Source organism: Bradyrhizobium zhanjiangense, from assembly GCF_004114935.1.
In the GTDB taxonomy this organism is placed as follows: domain Bacteria; phylum Pseudomonadota; class Alphaproteobacteria; order Rhizobiales; family Xanthobacteraceae; genus Bradyrhizobium; species Bradyrhizobium zhanjiangense.
This window is the reverse complement of record NZ_CP022221.1, coordinates 2,870,860-2,887,013: the sequence shown is the minus strand read 5'-3', so window position 1 is coordinate 2,887,013 and position 16,154 is coordinate 2,870,860. Positions and strand designations below refer to the sequence as shown.

General features: G+C 58.7%; 11 protein-coding genes, 1 pseudogene and 1 riboswitch. Of the genes and pseudogenes, 9 read left to right on the top strand and 3 right to left on the bottom strand.

Going from position 1 to position 16,154, the window contains the following annotated elements; genetic code table 11:
* Positions 1–3 precede the first annotated feature (3 nt).
* Positions 4–2,349 carry a 5-methyltetrahydropteroyltriglutamate--homocysteine S-methyltransferase gene (gene metE / locus XH85_RS13395; RefSeq protein ID WP_128932177.1) on the bottom strand — a complete coding sequence of 782 codons (2,346 nt, stop codon included), beginning with the start codon at positions 2,347–2,349 and terminating at the stop codon, positions 4–6.
* A gap of 103 nt (positions 2,350–2,452) precedes the next feature.
* Positions 2,453–2,655, bottom strand: a riboswitch (cobalamin riboswitch).
* Between the two features lie 1,015 nt (positions 2,656–3,670).
* Between metE and XH85_RS13390 the strand changes: the two genes are divergently transcribed.
* The 3 genes from XH85_RS13390 to XH85_RS13380 all read left to right on the top strand — a co-directional run bounded on the left by XH85_RS13390 (position 3,671) and on the right by XH85_RS13380 (position 7,778).
* On the top strand, positions 3,671–4,474 hold the full coding sequence (locus tag XH85_RS13390; protein WP_245473429.1) for a nodulate formation efficiency C protein: 804 nt from the start codon (positions 3,671–3,673) through the stop codon (positions 4,472–4,474).
* Between the two features lie 1,798 nt (positions 4,475–6,272).
* Entirely contained in the window at positions 6,273–7,028 is a 756-nt protein-coding gene (locus XH85_RS13385) for a thermonuclease family protein (RefSeq protein WP_128937255.1), read from the top strand.
* A gap of 6 nt (positions 7,029–7,034) precedes the next feature.
* Positions 7,035–7,778 (top strand): carbonic anhydrase, encoded by a 744-nt coding sequence (locus tag XH85_RS13380; RefSeq protein ID WP_128932175.1) that lies wholly within the window; start codon positions 7,035–7,037, stop codon positions 7,776–7,778.
* Positions 7,779–8,317: 539 nt separating this feature from the next.
* On the opposite strand, the pseudogene XH85_RS46540 reads toward XH85_RS13380, so the two are convergent.
* A pseudogene (locus XH85_RS46540) lies at positions 8,318–8,511 on the bottom strand (8-amino-7-oxononanoate synthase); the annotation flags it as partial.
* Between the two features lie 712 nt (positions 8,512–9,223).
* Between XH85_RS46540 and XH85_RS13370 the strand changes: the two are divergent.
* From XH85_RS13370 to XH85_RS13360, 4 genes are all read left to right on the top strand, one after another.
* Positions 9,224–10,390, top strand: coding sequence for an acyl-CoA dehydrogenase family protein (locus XH85_RS13370; RefSeq protein ID WP_128932174.1), 1,167 nt, complete (start codon positions 9,224–9,226; stop codon positions 10,388–10,390).
* 243 nt (positions 10,391–10,633) lie between these two features.
* Positions 10,634–10,801 carry a hypothetical protein gene (locus XH85_RS44980; protein WP_164935090.1) on the top strand — a complete coding sequence of 56 codons (168 nt, stop codon included), beginning with the start codon at positions 10,634–10,636 and terminating at the stop codon, positions 10,799–10,801.
* A gap of 818 nt (positions 10,802–11,619) precedes the next feature.
* Entirely contained in the window at positions 11,620–11,775 is a 156-nt protein-coding gene (locus tag XH85_RS47315; RefSeq protein WP_276339535.1) for an RbsD/FucU domain-containing protein, read from the top strand.
* Positions 11,776–12,153: 378 nt separating this feature from the next.
* On the top strand, positions 12,154–12,513 hold the full coding sequence (locus XH85_RS13360) for a hypothetical protein (RefSeq protein WP_164935089.1): 360 nt from the start codon (positions 12,154–12,156) through the stop codon (positions 12,511–12,513).
* 742 nt (positions 12,514–13,255) lie between these two features.
* On the opposite strand, the gene XH85_RS13350 is transcribed toward XH85_RS13360, so the two are convergent.
* Positions 13,256–13,903: an FkbM family methyltransferase gene (locus XH85_RS13350; protein ID WP_128937254.1), complete on the bottom strand. Its 648-nt coding sequence runs from the start codon at positions 13,901–13,903 to the stop codon at positions 13,256–13,258.
* A gap of 661 nt (positions 13,904–14,564) precedes the next feature.
* On the opposite strand from XH85_RS13350, the gene XH85_RS13345 reads away from it, so the two are divergent.
* Both XH85_RS13345 and XH85_RS13335 read left to right on the top strand, forming a co-directional pair.
* A complete protein-coding gene (locus XH85_RS13345; protein WP_128932172.1) occupies positions 14,565–14,771 on the top strand; it encodes a transposase domain-containing protein in 207 nt (68 codons plus the stop codon).
* A gap of 1,001 nt (positions 14,772–15,772) precedes the next feature.
* Complete coding sequence (locus XH85_RS13335; RefSeq protein ID WP_128932171.1) at positions 15,773–16,087, top strand: co-chaperone GroES; 315 nt, start codon at positions 15,773–15,775, stop codon at positions 16,085–16,087.
* Positions 16,088–16,154: the final 67 nt, after the last annotated feature.

Sequence of the window (16,154 nt, the reverse complement as noted above, 5' to 3'; positions counted from 1 at the left end):
CGATCAACGGCCTCGCGGGTCGAATGCAGCGCGCAGTTCGCGGGCGGCAGCGACCATGTTCGCTAGCGCTGGCCGAACCTCCTCCCATTTGCGCGTCTTCAGGCCGCAGTCCGGATTGATCCAGAGCTGCGAATCCTGCAGCCGCGTCCGAGCCAACGCCATCAGCTCCTTCATTTCACCCGTCTCGGGAACGCGTGGAGAGTGGATGTCGTACACACCCGGCCCGATCTGATTTGGATATTCGTAGTTCCTGAACGCGTCGAGTAGTTCCATTTTCGAGCGTGATGTCTCGATCGAGATGACATCCGCGTCCATTGCAGCGATTGCACCGATGATGTCGTTGAACTCCGAGTAGCACATATGTGTATGAATTTGCGTTTGATCGGCGACGCCCGATGAACAGATGCGAAAGGAATCGACGGCCCAGTCGAGATAAGCCGCCCACTCCGACCGACGCAACGGCAATCCTTCGCGGAGTGCAGCTTCGTCGATCTGGATCATGGTCGCACCAGCATTCTCGAGATCGCGGACTTCGTCTCGGATCGCGAGCGCAATCTGGCGGCAGACCTCGCTTCTGGGAATATCATCGCGAACAAAGGACCAGTTCAAGATCGTCACCGGTCCCGTCAACATCGCCTTCATCGGCTTCTTCGTTAGTGATTGCGCGTAGCGCCACCAGTCCACGGTGATAGGCTTCGACCGCACTACATCGCCAAACAGGATCGGTGGCCTGACGCAGCGCGAGCCGTACGACTGCACCCATCCGTTCCTGGTAAATGCGAAGCCGGCGAGTTGCTCGCCGAAGTACTGCACCATGTCATTGCGCTCGAACTCGCCATGCACGAGGACGTCAAGACCGATGTCCTCCTGCCAACGTACGGCGCGCGCAGTCTCCTCCTTGAGGAACCTGTCGTATTGCTCGTCGCTTATCGCGCCTCGCGCATACGCCGCACGGGCATTCCGGACCTCTGTGGTCTGCGGAAACGACCCGATCGTCGTGGTTGGAAAAGCCGGTAGTCCGAAACGATTTCTTTGGATCTCGGCACGACGGGCAAATGGGCTCGCGCGCCGACGCATGGTCTGGTCGATCGCTGTCATCCGGACAGCGACATTGGCATCACGGATTTTCGGCGAAGACCGGCGGACAGTCGCGGCACGTTCCGACTCGGCAAGAGCTAGCGCAACATTCTGGTCGCCCGCAAGTGCCCGCGCTAGGATCGCAAGCTCCCGCATCTTCTGGACCGAGAAAGCAAGCCAGCTCTTGACGTCGGAAGCGAGACCGGTCTCGAGTTCAACATCGACCGGCACATGAAGCAGCGAGCAGGATGGGGCAATCTGTACACGATCCTTGCCAAGCTTCGCAATCGCGGGTTCGAGCTGCTGGCGCAGCGACGACAAATTCGACCGCCATACATTCCGACCGTCGACGACACCGAGCGACATGACGAGATCACTTCGGCCGCCAGCGATAATCTGGTGCAACAACTGTGGCGCTCGAACCAGATCGAGGTGCAGCCCGGCAACTGGCAGGCTCAAGGCGGTGTCGAGATTGTCGCCGAGGTCTCCGAAATAACTGGCAACCATGATCTTGATGGCCGGCCCCTCCTTGGCGAGCCGGTCATAGGCATGTCGCAAAGATTTTCGCGCCCCCTCCTCCAGATCGAGAATCAGGCAGGGCTCGTCGAACTGAACCCAATTTGCCCCACGTTTGGCCAATTCCTGCAGAACCTCGATATACGCGGGTATCAGTTCATCCAGCAGTGAGAGTGGCTGGAACGTGGGATCGGGACTCTTGCCGAGCTTTAGGAATGTGACCGGCCCGATCAGGACAGGGCGGGTCTGAAAGCCAAGGGCCTTGGCTTCCTCATACTCCTCGATCGGCTTGCGAGAGCATAGCCTGAAAGTCTGTCCCCTGTGAAACTCGGGGACCATGTAGTGGTAGTTGGTGTCGAACCACTTGGTCATCTCCTGCGCGGGTGCGCCAAATCCGCGCGGTCCGTGACCGCAACTCGCTTCCTGGTCGTCGCATTGTGAACCGCGGGCCATGGCGAAGTATGTCTTGAGCGAAACGGATTCGTCTTTCGAGGCGTAGATCTCCGGGATGGCGCCAACCATGACACTTGTGTCGAGCACCTGGTCATACAGCGAGAAATCGTTCGATGGAATGACCGTGACGCCGATAGATTTCTGACGAGCCCAGTTCGCGGCACGCAGGCCAGCTGCGTCCTCGAGCAACTGCTGTTCGCTGCTTTTTCCGGCCCAGTAGCTTTCTAGAGCGAGTTTGAGCTCGCGCCTTGGACCGATGCGTGGCGTTCCGAGCGTGGCAACAGGAAGGGAGAGAAGAGACATAGCGTTAACCCCATGTTGGGAGCAAAGGCCATGGCGGACGCAGGCAGGGGAAGTCGCGCGGTGCGACGGCTGCTTGGCGCACCACCGGGACACCCCGCCCGTGGACGAATATTTTGTCGGGGCAGGTCTCCTGGCTCGCGGGTCATCGCTGCTGTCCGGCCTTCCCGAAGCCGCGCAGGCTTCAGTGACATCGTTGGACAGCGGCTCGCCGCTCACAGTTGCGGGGGCAGCGCCGGCATTTTCACCGGCTTCCCTCTTAGCTCCGGATCAAATGGAAACCGGAGAACCTCGACGACCTGGATTATCGGCAAGAGAAGTCTTCCGTCAACCTCCCAGATTCTGTCTCAAGCTGATGCTGCGACATCTGCTACGCGAATGACCGTGCATCTCTATCATTGAGATGATGTAGAAGCGCTCTCCAATCAGCGATATCGCAATGAGCATCGCAGCTGCCCGCGGGGTGCACGCCAGATCGGTGGAACGGACAAATGCGGCTTGCGCGGTCGGGACTGCTGCCTCGAGGGCAGAACGCATTGTCGCCCGTCCCAGCTTCCCAGCGGTTTTTCGAGCACGTGCGCCATCCAGCCACCTTCTCGACCAACAGGATCCGTGTTGAATAGGCCCAAGACATCTGGATAAGCCAGCAACATACCCGGGCAGCACGTTTGATTTGCGGTGCTAGCCACACCCCAAATGCTCGGCGAAGATCGGCTTGGCGTCGTTCGCCATCGAGTACAAAGCGCGCCCGACTGAGGCTGTTCTCGACTTCCGGAGCGCCGCACGTCGCGAAAGGGCGCGCCATGGCCCCTTGGCCGAAAGTGCCCGAAGCCACGGCAGAGATCGAAAGCCCACATTCCGGCAACGATAACCGAACGACACGGTTCAATGACGGCAAACGGGCTGCCACTTCTCATCAGGAACTTGGCACCGAGGCGTTCCGCTGTGCCGTCGAACATCCGGTGCGTGACGGGGATGCATAAGCCGCGCTGGAGAGGTTGAACGGAAACATCGAGACATGCGCCAGTCGGAAAGTCGACAAAGAGGACACAAAACCGGTGCGAATTGCCGTCTATTATCTGGCACGAAGAATGCACGTCCTCTGCATGCCCAGTCCTCCTGCTGGGCATGTCCAGCACAGCAAATTGAGGCTGTCGGTGGCAGTGAAGTTAGCGGCGCGTGACATAGAGGGGAGCGCCTGCTCGCACGGGAAACCAGTGGTCGCCCCGTCGCGTCGCCGCTAACTTCTTGCGCTCGCGCATAACAGGTTGAAGGTTGCCCGCTCTGGAATGACGTGTGGATGAGACCGAATAGGCCGACGGTTATGAAGAAAACGTCAGGAAGACGCGCGCTATGGCTTTGGCTCGGTCGATCCCTGATCTGCCTGGCCGGGCTGGCTGCGACGAGCAACACTGTTCGCGCCAACGACAGCCCCCCTATCGAAAACGACAGCCCTCTTATCCAAAGATTCAAGTCACAGTGGCGAGCGCAAGACGGTGAGACAATAGAACAAGTTATCTCCAACGCCTCGAAGGTGGCACAGTTCGTCCCTCGAATGTGGGGCGTCGCTGAACTTGACCAAAATGAACATGTTTTCGTTTCTTGGACCAGGCACCGGGATGATAAATCAGACGAAGAGTACGTTATCACCTGGAAGGTCGCACTCGACGGGACGATTGAACTTGCTTCGCCCTACGCAAAGCCGATGGAATTGGGCTGGCGCGCCTTCGCGCTCTCGTTGATCGCCAGTGAAGTCAAGGATGGCGAAAGGGACGCAAATCTTGGCTTTCTGCATGACCCGGCCAACTTCAACTTTGTGACGACCACGCAAGGCCGGCTCGGCGATCTTCTGCGGCAGGGCCGCTGCACTATCGTTGATCCAGTTGGAGTGGACTACTTGCCGAAGCAGAATGACAAGCCGACCGAGAAAGGTGATCTGTGGCGCGTTTTGCTTGTGGTGAACTGTAATATCCCAGGGCCCCGTTATTTTACATACAACGGGGTCATCACTTTCGAGAAGAGCGAAGGACAAGATTGGGAGCCGCAATCCTCCTTTGCCAAGCGTATCGCGGCTTTTCCTCCTGGCTCCTGGTTCTCTCACTTGGAGCCAAAGGAACGGGAAGAGTAGAGGGGAGCGAAAGGCCTCGGCAAATGATCGCGCAGAGCAAGATCGCGCCGCAGCTCCTTAAAGCCGAATGCCTCAGAGAAACGGCAAGACATATCAGCTCTAAAATCTCCGGTGTTTACGCGTTGAACAGTCGCGAGCCTTTCCCGCGGCCTTCAGCCGGCCATCAAAAAAATGGGGAGCACGATTACCTCCGACTCTTTCTGCGAGGAGTCGAGCTCAGCGGCGCGTGCCGTCTTGCGAGAAGTGGCTTGACCTCGGCGCACCCCACGCAGTGGGAGGACACCATTTGCGAGAGAACCAGCTCTCCATGCCAATCTTCACGGGACCGGGCCTGCAGATGCTTCGAGCTCAAGCCCGATCCGGGGCGCGAACCGCGCATCGCGCGACTGACTGGCACCCGCAAGAGCGTGAGCATTCCGACGCCGAGGCGGCACGCCGGATCGAGTGCCGCGACGAAACCGGTTAATAGGGTAATGGGGCAGTGTTAGCAGCCCCGGCATACCCCCTGACCAACCGGTCCTTTTCTGAGTGCCCCCAACCAGGAGTCCGGAGCCGTGCGCGAGGCATCGAGGACCGGACTGAGGTCGGCGGCTAGATTTCCTCGCGCGCATTCGTCTGCGCATCATAGATCCGGATTTGAAGCATGGGAAAACGCTTCTTTAGTTCTGCTCCACCCGCCCTGGCGCCGTCTTTGGTTGCGAATTCAGCTCTGACTCGGCCATCCACGTCAAGCGCGTAAGAAGAGACCGGCAATTCCCGGGGGCTGCAACCATTTCATTTCCATTGGGTGAGGTGGTTGAGAATGATGTGTAGCTTGAATCGGCTGAACCGCACCAGAGCTACCTGCTCGGGTGCCGCGATGGGCCAACTCATGTTGTGGATTGACGCCTCGCACCGAATGGCATCAGGACGGCAGTCGCGATCGTCCGAACACGCGGGCGGCTTACCCCTCGCCGGTGCGTATACGACGAAGCCATGGCTCCACATGGTTGTTCTTAAATTTCCCTGGCGCAAACGCACGTCCTTGCGCGGCTTGCTGGGCAAATCTCCACATGTGATCACGGGGAAGCATACTACGAAATGGCGGCCGCGATTGAATCCGGGCCTTCTACGAACGGGGCCGCGGCACCACGAACGATTATGGTGCAGCGCAGAGGTGCAAAAAGCCACAATGCGATTGACATCAACGACCATCCCGGCGGGTTCTCCGAAAGAGCGCTCCGGGTTTTGCGCGGTTTGCGATTCACTTGCGCAGCAAGCGTTGAGCTGAACTCCGTGGCGCCTTTCGTCCAAATCTCAGACAGGGCGCGAGACCAGATTTCTTTCGAACTTAGTCTTTTCGTGACAAGAATTTAAAATGTCATCGCCCTCGCCGAAACCGTCGGCAGCCTTCTGTCTGCCGATGGGGGTTGGCACAACGCATACAGGCAGCTCCTCCAGGCCTGACTTCCACTCGACCGTCAAATTTCACAGGCGCATTTCTTCTTCAATCGCGTGAGAAACAGCGTTCCGAGGTTCGGCTTTCTCCCGCATACCGAGTTGGCGGCTGAGCGATGGGGATCTCCTCCTCAGGCCGAGAGGGTGCAGTGCGCGACCAGTGAGTGAGACCGGCGATCGATGCTCGACGGATACCGCGACACGCACACCGGAAGAAATCGCTTGAACCTCACGCAGCGTCAGGTCGTAGCTTGGAAATGACGGCCAAGCTTTCATAAAGCGACCGTCGAAAGATGCGGCCCAATAACGGACATAGTGCGTTTAAGCAGTCGAATGTGGCGGCGCCGGATCGTGCGTGAACATGAATCAAGAGCGAAAGGTTATTGTCGGGATGAAACACCGCGTAATGGTGGTCGCATTGTTCGCTGTCATCACATCTCCGGTCTGTGCGGCGAAGCTCAGCGGCCCTCCGCGCATCCTCGACGGCAATACGATCGAGCTCGAGAAAACCAAGCTTCGGCTCTCAGGCATCGACGCTCCTGAGACTGACCAGATTTGCCTCGACGCACGCGGCCGGAAATGGGCTTGCGGCGTAGCTGCTCGCGACGAGCTTATCAAGCATTCGAACGGACGAACGTGGGATTGTCATACCACAGGAGTTGATGAATACGGCAGGTCGCGCGGCAGTTGCTTCATCGAAGGCGAGAACGTGAACGCCTGGATGGTACGCTCGGGCTGGGCACTATCATCGGGTCCATCTAACCATACCTACGCAATCTACGAGTTGGTGGCGAGTACAGCCTATGCGGGGCTGTGGTCGGGGGCGTTCATCGCGCCCTGGGACTGGCGTCGCCGCAACAAGGGGACGGTCATCATCGGCGCGAGCTCGGTTCCGATCGACGCTCAGGAACTCCTGCTCGGATCCGCGCTGCTATCGGACCCGCCCTCGTCAGAGTGTCTGATAAAAGGCACCGTGGACCGCAACGGCGAGCGCATTTACCACTTGCCCGGGCAACTCGGTTACGAACAAATCGACATGACGAAGAAGTCCGGTGAACGCTGGCTCTGCAGCGAAGCGGAAGCCGAAGCCACCGGGTGGCGCAAAGCCGCGCGATGAGGTGAGATGCATTCAGGCCATTATCCGAATATGTCCTATCTGACCAAGATCGCGCCTTCGCGCCGCTCGCTGTTGCTGTTCGCTGTTTCGGCGGCTTGCCTGCGGCTTGACAACAACATTGTCGATGCGAAGGAAGCAAAAACGCCGCCCAAGCCGGATAACCTGCTCTCGCCGGATGCTGCCCTGAAGCGGCTAATGGAAGGGAACGATCGTTATGTCCAGGGCGTATCACCAGGCGACGATTTTACGCGCGAGCGCTTTGTTTTGGTGGACGGGCAAAATCCATATGCCGCGATTCTGAGCTGCGCCGATTCTCGCGTGGCGCCTGAACTTGTCTTCGGCAGCGGACTTGGTGATCTGTTTGTGTGCCGCCTCGCCGGCAACTTCGCCAACGATGACACGCTCGCCAGTATGGAATATGCGGTCGCCGTGCTGAACACGCCGCTGATCCTGGTACTTGGCCACGATCATTGCGGTGCGATTGACGCCACGATCAAGTCGCTTCACGACGATAAGCCGCCGCCGGGGCACATTTCATCCCTCGTCGCTGCGCTTGCGCCTGCAGTAAAAGCATCTCGCCAGCAAACCGGTAACACGTTCGCAGAAGCAACCCGACAAAATGTAGTCGATAATGTCAACAAACTCAAATCGACGGGGCCGATTCTGAACGCGGCAGTTGAGCAGAACAGACTGAAGGTCGTCGGGGGGCTGTATCGGCTCGACACCGGCAGGGTCGATTTGCTGAGCTAGTGCTGGCACCTTCGCGCGGTCCGCTGGTCGTTTGCCGCCTGATACAGGGCTTCGTCGAGGTCCGCGCAATTCGCGTGCATCGGCTGCATCAAATGCACCGAATACAATCCGCTCCACAATTGTTATAGCTTTGGGAAGATCTTTGGTATGCGCGGCCTCTTAATCCTCCTTGTGTTCTACGTGCTCATGTTGGCAACGCGAGGCCAGCACCAAGAAGCACTCATATCGCGGCCAACAGTATTCATGCCTGCACGTTAATGCGCTAGGCGGACCAAGGGGGGTTCAAGCGGCAGATCGCGGTGCGAGGCATGCAGGGTCTGAGCTCTCGGCCTCCGGAACACGCGACAATTCCGGCACACTCTCACTCCCGATCCGCCAAGCAATCTATGGTCCTGCTTATGATTACCAGGCTCAGCCAGCGCCGAAGATCAAATAGCGCAGGATTACGACCACCATGACTAACTAGCCGACCGACGTAAAAAAACGCTACTCGCGTCGGCATCGGAGGTCTCTCCTGCATCAGCGATTTGGTAGACCGCCAGTGTTGGCGGCCGTATCCCGCGGATGTCAAAGCCGCACGCTAGTACGGAGGCGAGCCGCATCGCGCGGGCGTTATCGCCCACGTCGTAAGGAATAATCTGAGAGTTCGAACGCTCGAGCGCCCGCACACAACAAGCTGATGATGCGTAAAGTCGACCAGATCGGTCAGGCGTTGCTGCCGCTCAGGCTCCTCAACGACGGTAAATTGCACCGTTGGTAATCTCAGGAGGTCGGAGCGGGTCTGAAACTCCGGGAGGCAAGCCGAGCCCGACCGGTCTGCGGTCGAGGTCCACTTCAGTCGCTCTCCTCCCGCCGTGTTCGGTTGATGACATCTTGTGCCTGGAATCAGACACGGGAGGCGCGAGCATCCTGCTGGCGCGGCACGGGCCACGTCGTCTCGCTCGATTCAGACACGACCGGCAGACGATGATTGATGGCACGTCGATTGCTGGGACATGGAAAAGAGCCGCAGGCTTGGGCGACTTCGCGGTCGCTAAGTCAGGAATTCACAACGTGGTTCGAGTCGGCCGGGGCCCAAGTGTGACAAATCGTCCGTTGGAGACGACATGACAAGAACGAGCGCTGCCGTCAGCCGTCGGAGACATAGTACAGCAGAGGCGGATCGATCTCGCCGCCGCATGTCGGCTGCATTGCGGGTTCAGCCTCAATGACAACTTCGACGTCTCCGTCAGCCTTCCCGGCCCTCAAAACCTTTTCCTTGAGCCAATCCGCTCGTGGTGCGGTTTGGACTGGCAACCGGCTGCAATCGCATCAAAGTCGAGTATCAATTGCGACAGTTTCGCTCCCTTCCGGCTCGGATTTCAATTCGGCCGGTTTCGCCATGCGCGCGCAATCCATATCAATGACGCGCGTCGTCGATCGGCTCAAGACACCGAGGACAGTTTATGAACGCTCCACCAGAGACGATCACTGCAGAAACCGACGCTACGGCTGCGACCTGGGATAATCTGTCGCCGCTACTGATCGATATCCGCGCGCGTCGAAACGAGTTCGCCCGCGCGCAGAAGATTCCCGGCGAGATCATCGAGGGCTTCAAGCGCGTTGGCGTCTATCGGGCTATGGCCGCCAAGCGATTCGGCGGCGAGGAGCGAACGCCGGCTGATTTTTGTCGCCTGATCGAGCGCATTTCCGAAGCCGACGGCTCCGCCGGTTGGGTCGCCAGCTTCGGCGATGGAGCTCGCTACCTCGCTGCTCTTCCGGACGACACGCTTCGCAAGGTATACGCGAATGGACCTGACGTGGTGTTGGCAGGTGCGGTTTTCCCACTCCAGCCCGCCAGGCGAAGCACCGACGGATTTGTCGTGAACGGCGTATGGCCATTTGCCAGCGGCTCACCGGGCGCGGACCTGATAGGCGTTGGCATCACTGTGGAAGACGATGCAACCGGTGGCCTTGTGCGTGTAGCCGTAATGCCGGCCAAGAAGGTGACAATCCGCCCCAATTGGGACGTCATCGGCCTGCAAGGCACCGGCAGCCACGACGTCGTTGTCAACGATGTCATTGTGCCGGAGGAATGGACCTTGATCCGCGGCGGTCCGCCGACACTCGACGGGCCGATCTATCGTTATCCGTCCGTGGCTTTCGCTGCGCAGGTGCATGCGATTGTCGGCATCGGTATTGCGCGCTCCGCGCTAGACGAGGTGATCGCCATGGCCGGAAGCCGCGCCTCGATCACTGGAGCGCCCGTGATGGCAGAGCGCGGCTATGTCCAACTGGAGATGGCAAGAGTCGAAGCCATGCTGCGTTCCGCCCGTTCCTTCTTCTATGAGGCTACCGAGGAGCTGTGGAAGGAAGCGCTCAAGGGTGCGGTAAACCCGAGCACGGCGATGCTGATGCGACTCGCCGCGACGAACGCCGCGCGGCAGAGCGCTGAGGTCTGTAGGATTGCGAGCGGTCTCGCTGGAAGTGGGTCGCTCTCTACCACCAGCAACCTGGCGCGCGCCATGTGCGACAGCTTCGTGGTTGCCCAGCACGCAGCTCTAAACGAGGGAACGCTCCAGAGCGCCGGCCGACTCCTGCTCGGAAGCGCAGCACAGCCGGGCTTTCCATGAAGTGGTTCACCCATTGTCTATCTGGCGTGCTTATGGGCGAAGTAAGCAACACGTGAGAGGTTCGGGCACGATCGCGCCGGATAGTGACTGGATGGTGGTCGAAAAGCGCGTGTCTGTCCCTGTATCGGCCTACAGACGTCGCTCGCCCCTTTCACTAGTCAGCTTCTCGAAAGCCCACCTTCCCAGAATTCGAACCTGGTCTCTAGACGTCGATGCCGCCTGTGACTGGGCTGGTGACGAACCTTGTACTCGCTCGACGGATCGGCAAGAGAAGCTGTTCGCCAAGGAAGCATTATGGCTTCCAATCGGATGAACGGCGGCGCACGGGATTCCTCCAGCGCCTTCATCAAGAAAAGTCGTCTGCAAGCTGGCCATGCCATTTCGGACAACCAACAGGACGCTTCAAAATGATGACCTGAGGACTTGATCTTCTGGAAACGACGAACGCATACGACATCACACCAGATATCCCGTGAAATATACCTTGAGTGCTCGCGTGTGCAAGCCGATTCAAGAACAGAATGCGAGGCACAGGTCGAACGCTGGCGGGCCCCTGAGCTGCCTGTGAGGAGTCGCCGGCTTGGATTTTTGCGGATGAGCTAAAAAGGCCTTGAATCGCACGTGACGTCACGATGTACCATGCGAAATAGCTGACGAGGATGGCCGGCAAATCGGAGCGGCCAGCGCCTTGCTGGAGACGATGATGCCAATGCGGTCGATGTTGTGTGCAGCAGAGGGCCCTCGCGTGCGGGATCACGCGAACGGGCTCCGAGTGCTCGCATGGGAACAACAACGTACTTCGTCCCAGCCCAGGGGAAGCTGGGTTTCTGCGCTCTGCGGCCGACACGTTGACGCCGTTCGCAGCTGCGGATCGTCACTGTTCGGCGCCGCTCAATTTATCACCATGGCTTCGACGATCCTCAGGACAACGCACAATACATCCTTCAAGAGTTGTGCGAGCCAGTGTTGAGCTGCATTCGGTCAATATCGTCTGACAGAAAGGAAAAGGTGCCGGATTTCTCCGACCATTGATCCTTTCGTAATTAGAATTTGCGGTGTTTTGCCGCAAATAACCGTCGGCAGTTCTCCCTCTGTCGGCGACTGACTTCGGCCCGGCTATCGAAATGAGGCCGGGCCTTTTTTTGCCACCGATCAACGACCGTTTGGACTCCTCTGGCCCACGGTATCTGATGATTGCGAAGGGTTAGGAGACAGAGATAAACGTAAGATTGAGCGGGAGGATAGTTCATCACGTCCTGAAATCGATTGATCCGATCCTAGCGCCCGAGCTGCTCTGGCTGCTCGCCTCCATGGGCCATGGCGACGACCTCTTCGCCGTCGACGCCAACCACCCGGCCACCCCCGGCTCTGCTCGGAGCGCCTGATCCAGGTCCCGGGCATGAGTATGGAGAAGACTGTCCGCGCCATCCTAACGCTCTATTCGCTCGCCGATTTCGTCGATCCGCGCGCGTGATGACGCCGGTCGATGATCTCGACCGCGTGCCCGGACGCACTCACGATGCCGGCCGAGATCGAGCGCTCGGTCGGTCGCCCCATCCGTCGCGACAAGCTCTCACGTCCGGATTTTCTCGCGCTACGGCTTCCGGTTTCGGCGTGGTGCAGGTGGGTGACGGCACGGATATGCGCGCTTTCTGATCAGGAAGGGCGTGATCAGCTAAGAGAACAATTCTGCGCAAGATTGCACAGGACTCTGCACCCAAATTTGAATGGCCTCCGCGCAACCGACCGATTATTGTAGATCCATGTCGCGCCTTGTGTGTCTAACTGCTACTATCATCCTGTCGCTGCTGCCGGTCGTCGCGCACGCTGCGTCAATTCAAAAGCGGCCCAAGCCTGTCTGGCAAAGTTACGGCTTCCTGCCCGGCTATCGCCAGCCGCTGAGCAACAGCATTCCGCTCTACAAGCAGAAGGACGCGATGCGCCGGCTCTCTCGCGCCGACCGGCGCCACTGGTATATTGATCCGGTTCCTCAGTACTACGGTTGGGATGGCGAGTGGCACTATTTCGGCCGCCCCGGCTTCCACGGCGGCCGCTACAATGGCGGCAGTTTCGGGCCGTGCTGGACGCGGACGCCGATCGGGCCGATCTGGAATTGCGGGTGATCGGGCGGCGCGGCTAGGAAAAACTTTGGCCATCGCGCCGGGATTACGTCGAGGCGTTTACTGGCGTTCTCGCCGATTTTCGTCATCGCGCCGCAGCCGCACAGGCCGAGCGTGCTCGCAGATTCGATGATCAACTCCGCCTGCGGCAAATGAGCAGGCAGGTAACCGCGATTACGATGACGGTCTTGATCCGATCCGGCGCGAGATCGGCCGCTGATGATCGCGGCCGCCTTCTCCTGCGCCGTCGCCAGGGACGCCTTGCTGGACAATCGGCTGCTGCAGTTATGCTGGACGCCTCACGGCGATCCTCATATGGAACACATGCTTCAGCTCGCTTCCCATTGAGACAAGGAAATACGAGAACCGATGCAGTTGCTTTGGCATTTCTTCGAAGCAGTGCACCGGCTTACAAGAGGTCCGGACCAACAGCAGCTGTTCAGATGATTCAACGGTTCGAGCCCCAGCTGGCAGTGTTGATTCAAGTATACGAAACGCACCGACCTGCTGGCCACGAAGTCGTCGCTCGTGGCCGGCTCGCCAAATAACTGATTGTCAGAAACCCACCACCCGCCCGACGCCGACGTGATGCGTGCGGTCTGCAATGGCAGCCGGAAACCGGAGTGCCCGTTGGGCTACTGACATCCCCTCGCCAGCATGACCACCAGTTGTGCAGCTTTGGGTGGCATGGAGCGCGCTGGTCAAGTCCTCCAGCGATGAATGAGGCGCTCGATACGAGCAGCCACTAGAAGCGCGTATTTTTGAGCAATACATCACCTTCCACTGTGCGTGGATAGTGGGCCGCCACTTCGAATGATGGCAGCAGGTCCAGAATGGCTTGCAGGGACAACTGCCCTTCGTAGAGCTCGCGGTCGCTATATTCCGTGTAGATGAAGCGCGTGTTGCTCAAGGTCCGCATGCCGCCGGCGATAACATCGGCTTCGGCTCCCTGGACATCCATCCAGATGAAATCGACCGTGTTCAGCTCCGCCTCGCTGCACCAGTCGTCCAGCCGCCGCGTTTCAACCGAGACAGGGCGATCGAACCGAACCCAATCATACTCGGTAAGATGATTCTTCGGCCGGCGTATTGAGCCGGACAGGTCCCATTCCTTCGCATCACCATCTGCATTGCTCGGATGGAAGTCGATTATCCCGTTTCGATCACTGATCGCGATTTCAAGTAGCTTCACCTTATTGAGGGATGAGCCCAGCTTCTTCTTGAAGCGCGCGATCGCTCTGGGGTCCGGCTCAAAGCAGTAGAGCTGAGCTTGCGGACAGAGGTTGAGAAACTGTTGAGTATCGGTCCCGTCATTGCAGCCGATATCCAGGATGACTGGATTCGGCTTCTGAAGAAGTGAGGCGATGTACTGGTGGACTTCTACAGAGGACACAGGTGCTTTTTCCATTGGGCGCGCAGATCGCGTGAATTTCGAACTTCGAAGCCGCAATCACACGACAGACGGGCCGGCACAACGTATATCAACGTATATAATTGATATGCCCCTCACTCCCCTTGATCCATGACGGATATTTGGATGCCATCGACATCAAAAGGGAAACCTCTCGGACCGACAGGTGCAGCGACTGCCCTGCAATGCAAATTGCCGCTCGCTGTCTGGAGACGCGCCAACTGCAAGTCAGATCGTCGTCTCCGGTTCGCCTTTCGAAGCGGCGGAAAGATCGGCTTCGCTCGAATGTCAGCCGCCGGCTTCTCTCTGAAGCGGGCCAGCAGACTGATCTCTCGTGCGCACCAATAGCCAATCACCTCGATCACGGTTGCGGCAGGGCGAGATGTGCTCTGCCGACTGACCGCGGCCATTCCAGATTCGCTGACGCAATGTGCGAGCCACCCCAGTCCTCGGAATCATCTGCTCTTCGGAGAAGACCGTACGCGCCCCCCGACGCACGCGTTTTTGCGCGCAAGCAAAACTGCGCGGCGGTCGTCGCAGATCTCCTCTACTGGTAGCAGACCTTGCGGCGGATCTCCGCCAAATCAAAGCTGGCCCAGCCGATCCGCCATGCCGTCTCTCGGCGTGCGAACACTTTCCACCGATGGCGGTCGAACGCGCCTGCAACAATTCAAACAAGCTCTTCGCAGGCAGCGACGCGGCGACAAACCTTGGCAGCCACCGCAACGCTGCCGCAAACAACGGAAACAATGTCGATCCATGCGCTAAAATTCAGATACTTCAGCAGTTGGCCAACGGCTTACCCAATAACGAAATCGACGCGCTTATGCCATGGACCAACGCCGTCTGACGGCCTCCGCTTGCCGCTTGCGTACTACCAAGCCGCTACGAAGTCTCGCCGCACACGGGCCCGGGCCTATGTCTTCACCTCGAGATTCCACATGCCTTATCGTTGTGTTCGCGTACGCTCTCCCGATGCTTGCGAGGTCGGTGATCAGGCATTGAGCGTTGTTGAGCTGCCGATCTCGGCCCATCAATATAGATGGGACCGACCTCCAGCTCAATTTTTCGATGAGCCGTCATCTGCAACTTAGCTACTGCCGGTTTGCGTCTGCCACAAGCGAGCATAAGCGCTTTCAGCCAGCAGATCAGTATGCCTGCCCTCCGCAACGATGCGGCCGCCGTCTAAGACGACGATCTTATCGGCATCACAGATGGTACTGAGTCGGTGAGAGATGATCACGATGGTCTTTCCGGCCCGGCGCAAATCCTGGAGGAGCCCGTGCACACTGGCTTCGGCAACCGAGTCTAGTCGTTCATTACCTGCCAAGCAGCTACGGCTGCGAACATGCTCGCAACAACTGCTGCATATAGACAGAGACACCACCTCCCGAACTCGCAGCTACTTCGTCAGCGAGAGCAACCTTCTCTGAGATCGTCCTGCCGCAGAGCGACGGCCTCTTAGCAACGCAAGTCGAACGCAATATTTGCGCCATAGCTATGGCGCGAAAGCGCTTCGTTCCGCAAATAAGTTTCCGAAAGAGCCTGAGGCGAGCCGGCCTGCGCCACCGCTCGAAATACGCGGAGCGTCGGTCGGTGTAAGGGCCGCCAAGTTGAGGAACCCTGGGATCAACCGGGTGTTCCGACGAAACGCAATGTCGTTTTCGCAACAGCTTGGCGGACTGTGTACCTGAGGGCGTTTGCTTCCGGACAAAGACACGCGCAGACCAGGCAACGATTCAGCAGAACTGCAGGCTTGATCGTTCAGCTCATTTTGGCCTGACTCTTGCTATAATTGGGCTCGTCACAATGTGACTATCTCCAACCTGTTCAGACGCTCAGGAGACTTGTATGAATTTCCGTCCGCTTCACGACCGCGTCGTGGTCAAGCGCATCGACGCCGATGAGAAGACCGCTGGCGGCATTATCATTCCCGACACAGCCAAGGAAAAGCCTTCGCAGGGCGAAGTCATTGCAATTGGCCCGGGCGGCCGCGATGAGACCGGCAAGCTGATTCCGATTGACATCGAGGTCGGGGACCGCGTTCTGTTCGGCAAGTGGTCTGGCACCGAGGTCAAGATCGACGGCCAGGACCTGCTGATCATGAAGGAGAGCGACGTGATGGGCGTTCTCACCGATGTGTTTTCCACGAAGAAAGCCGCCTAACCCAGCCCTCGCACAGCTCCCCCCCTGACGAGCGCCCGCCGGGCGCGCTGAAGGATGAGAAAATAAG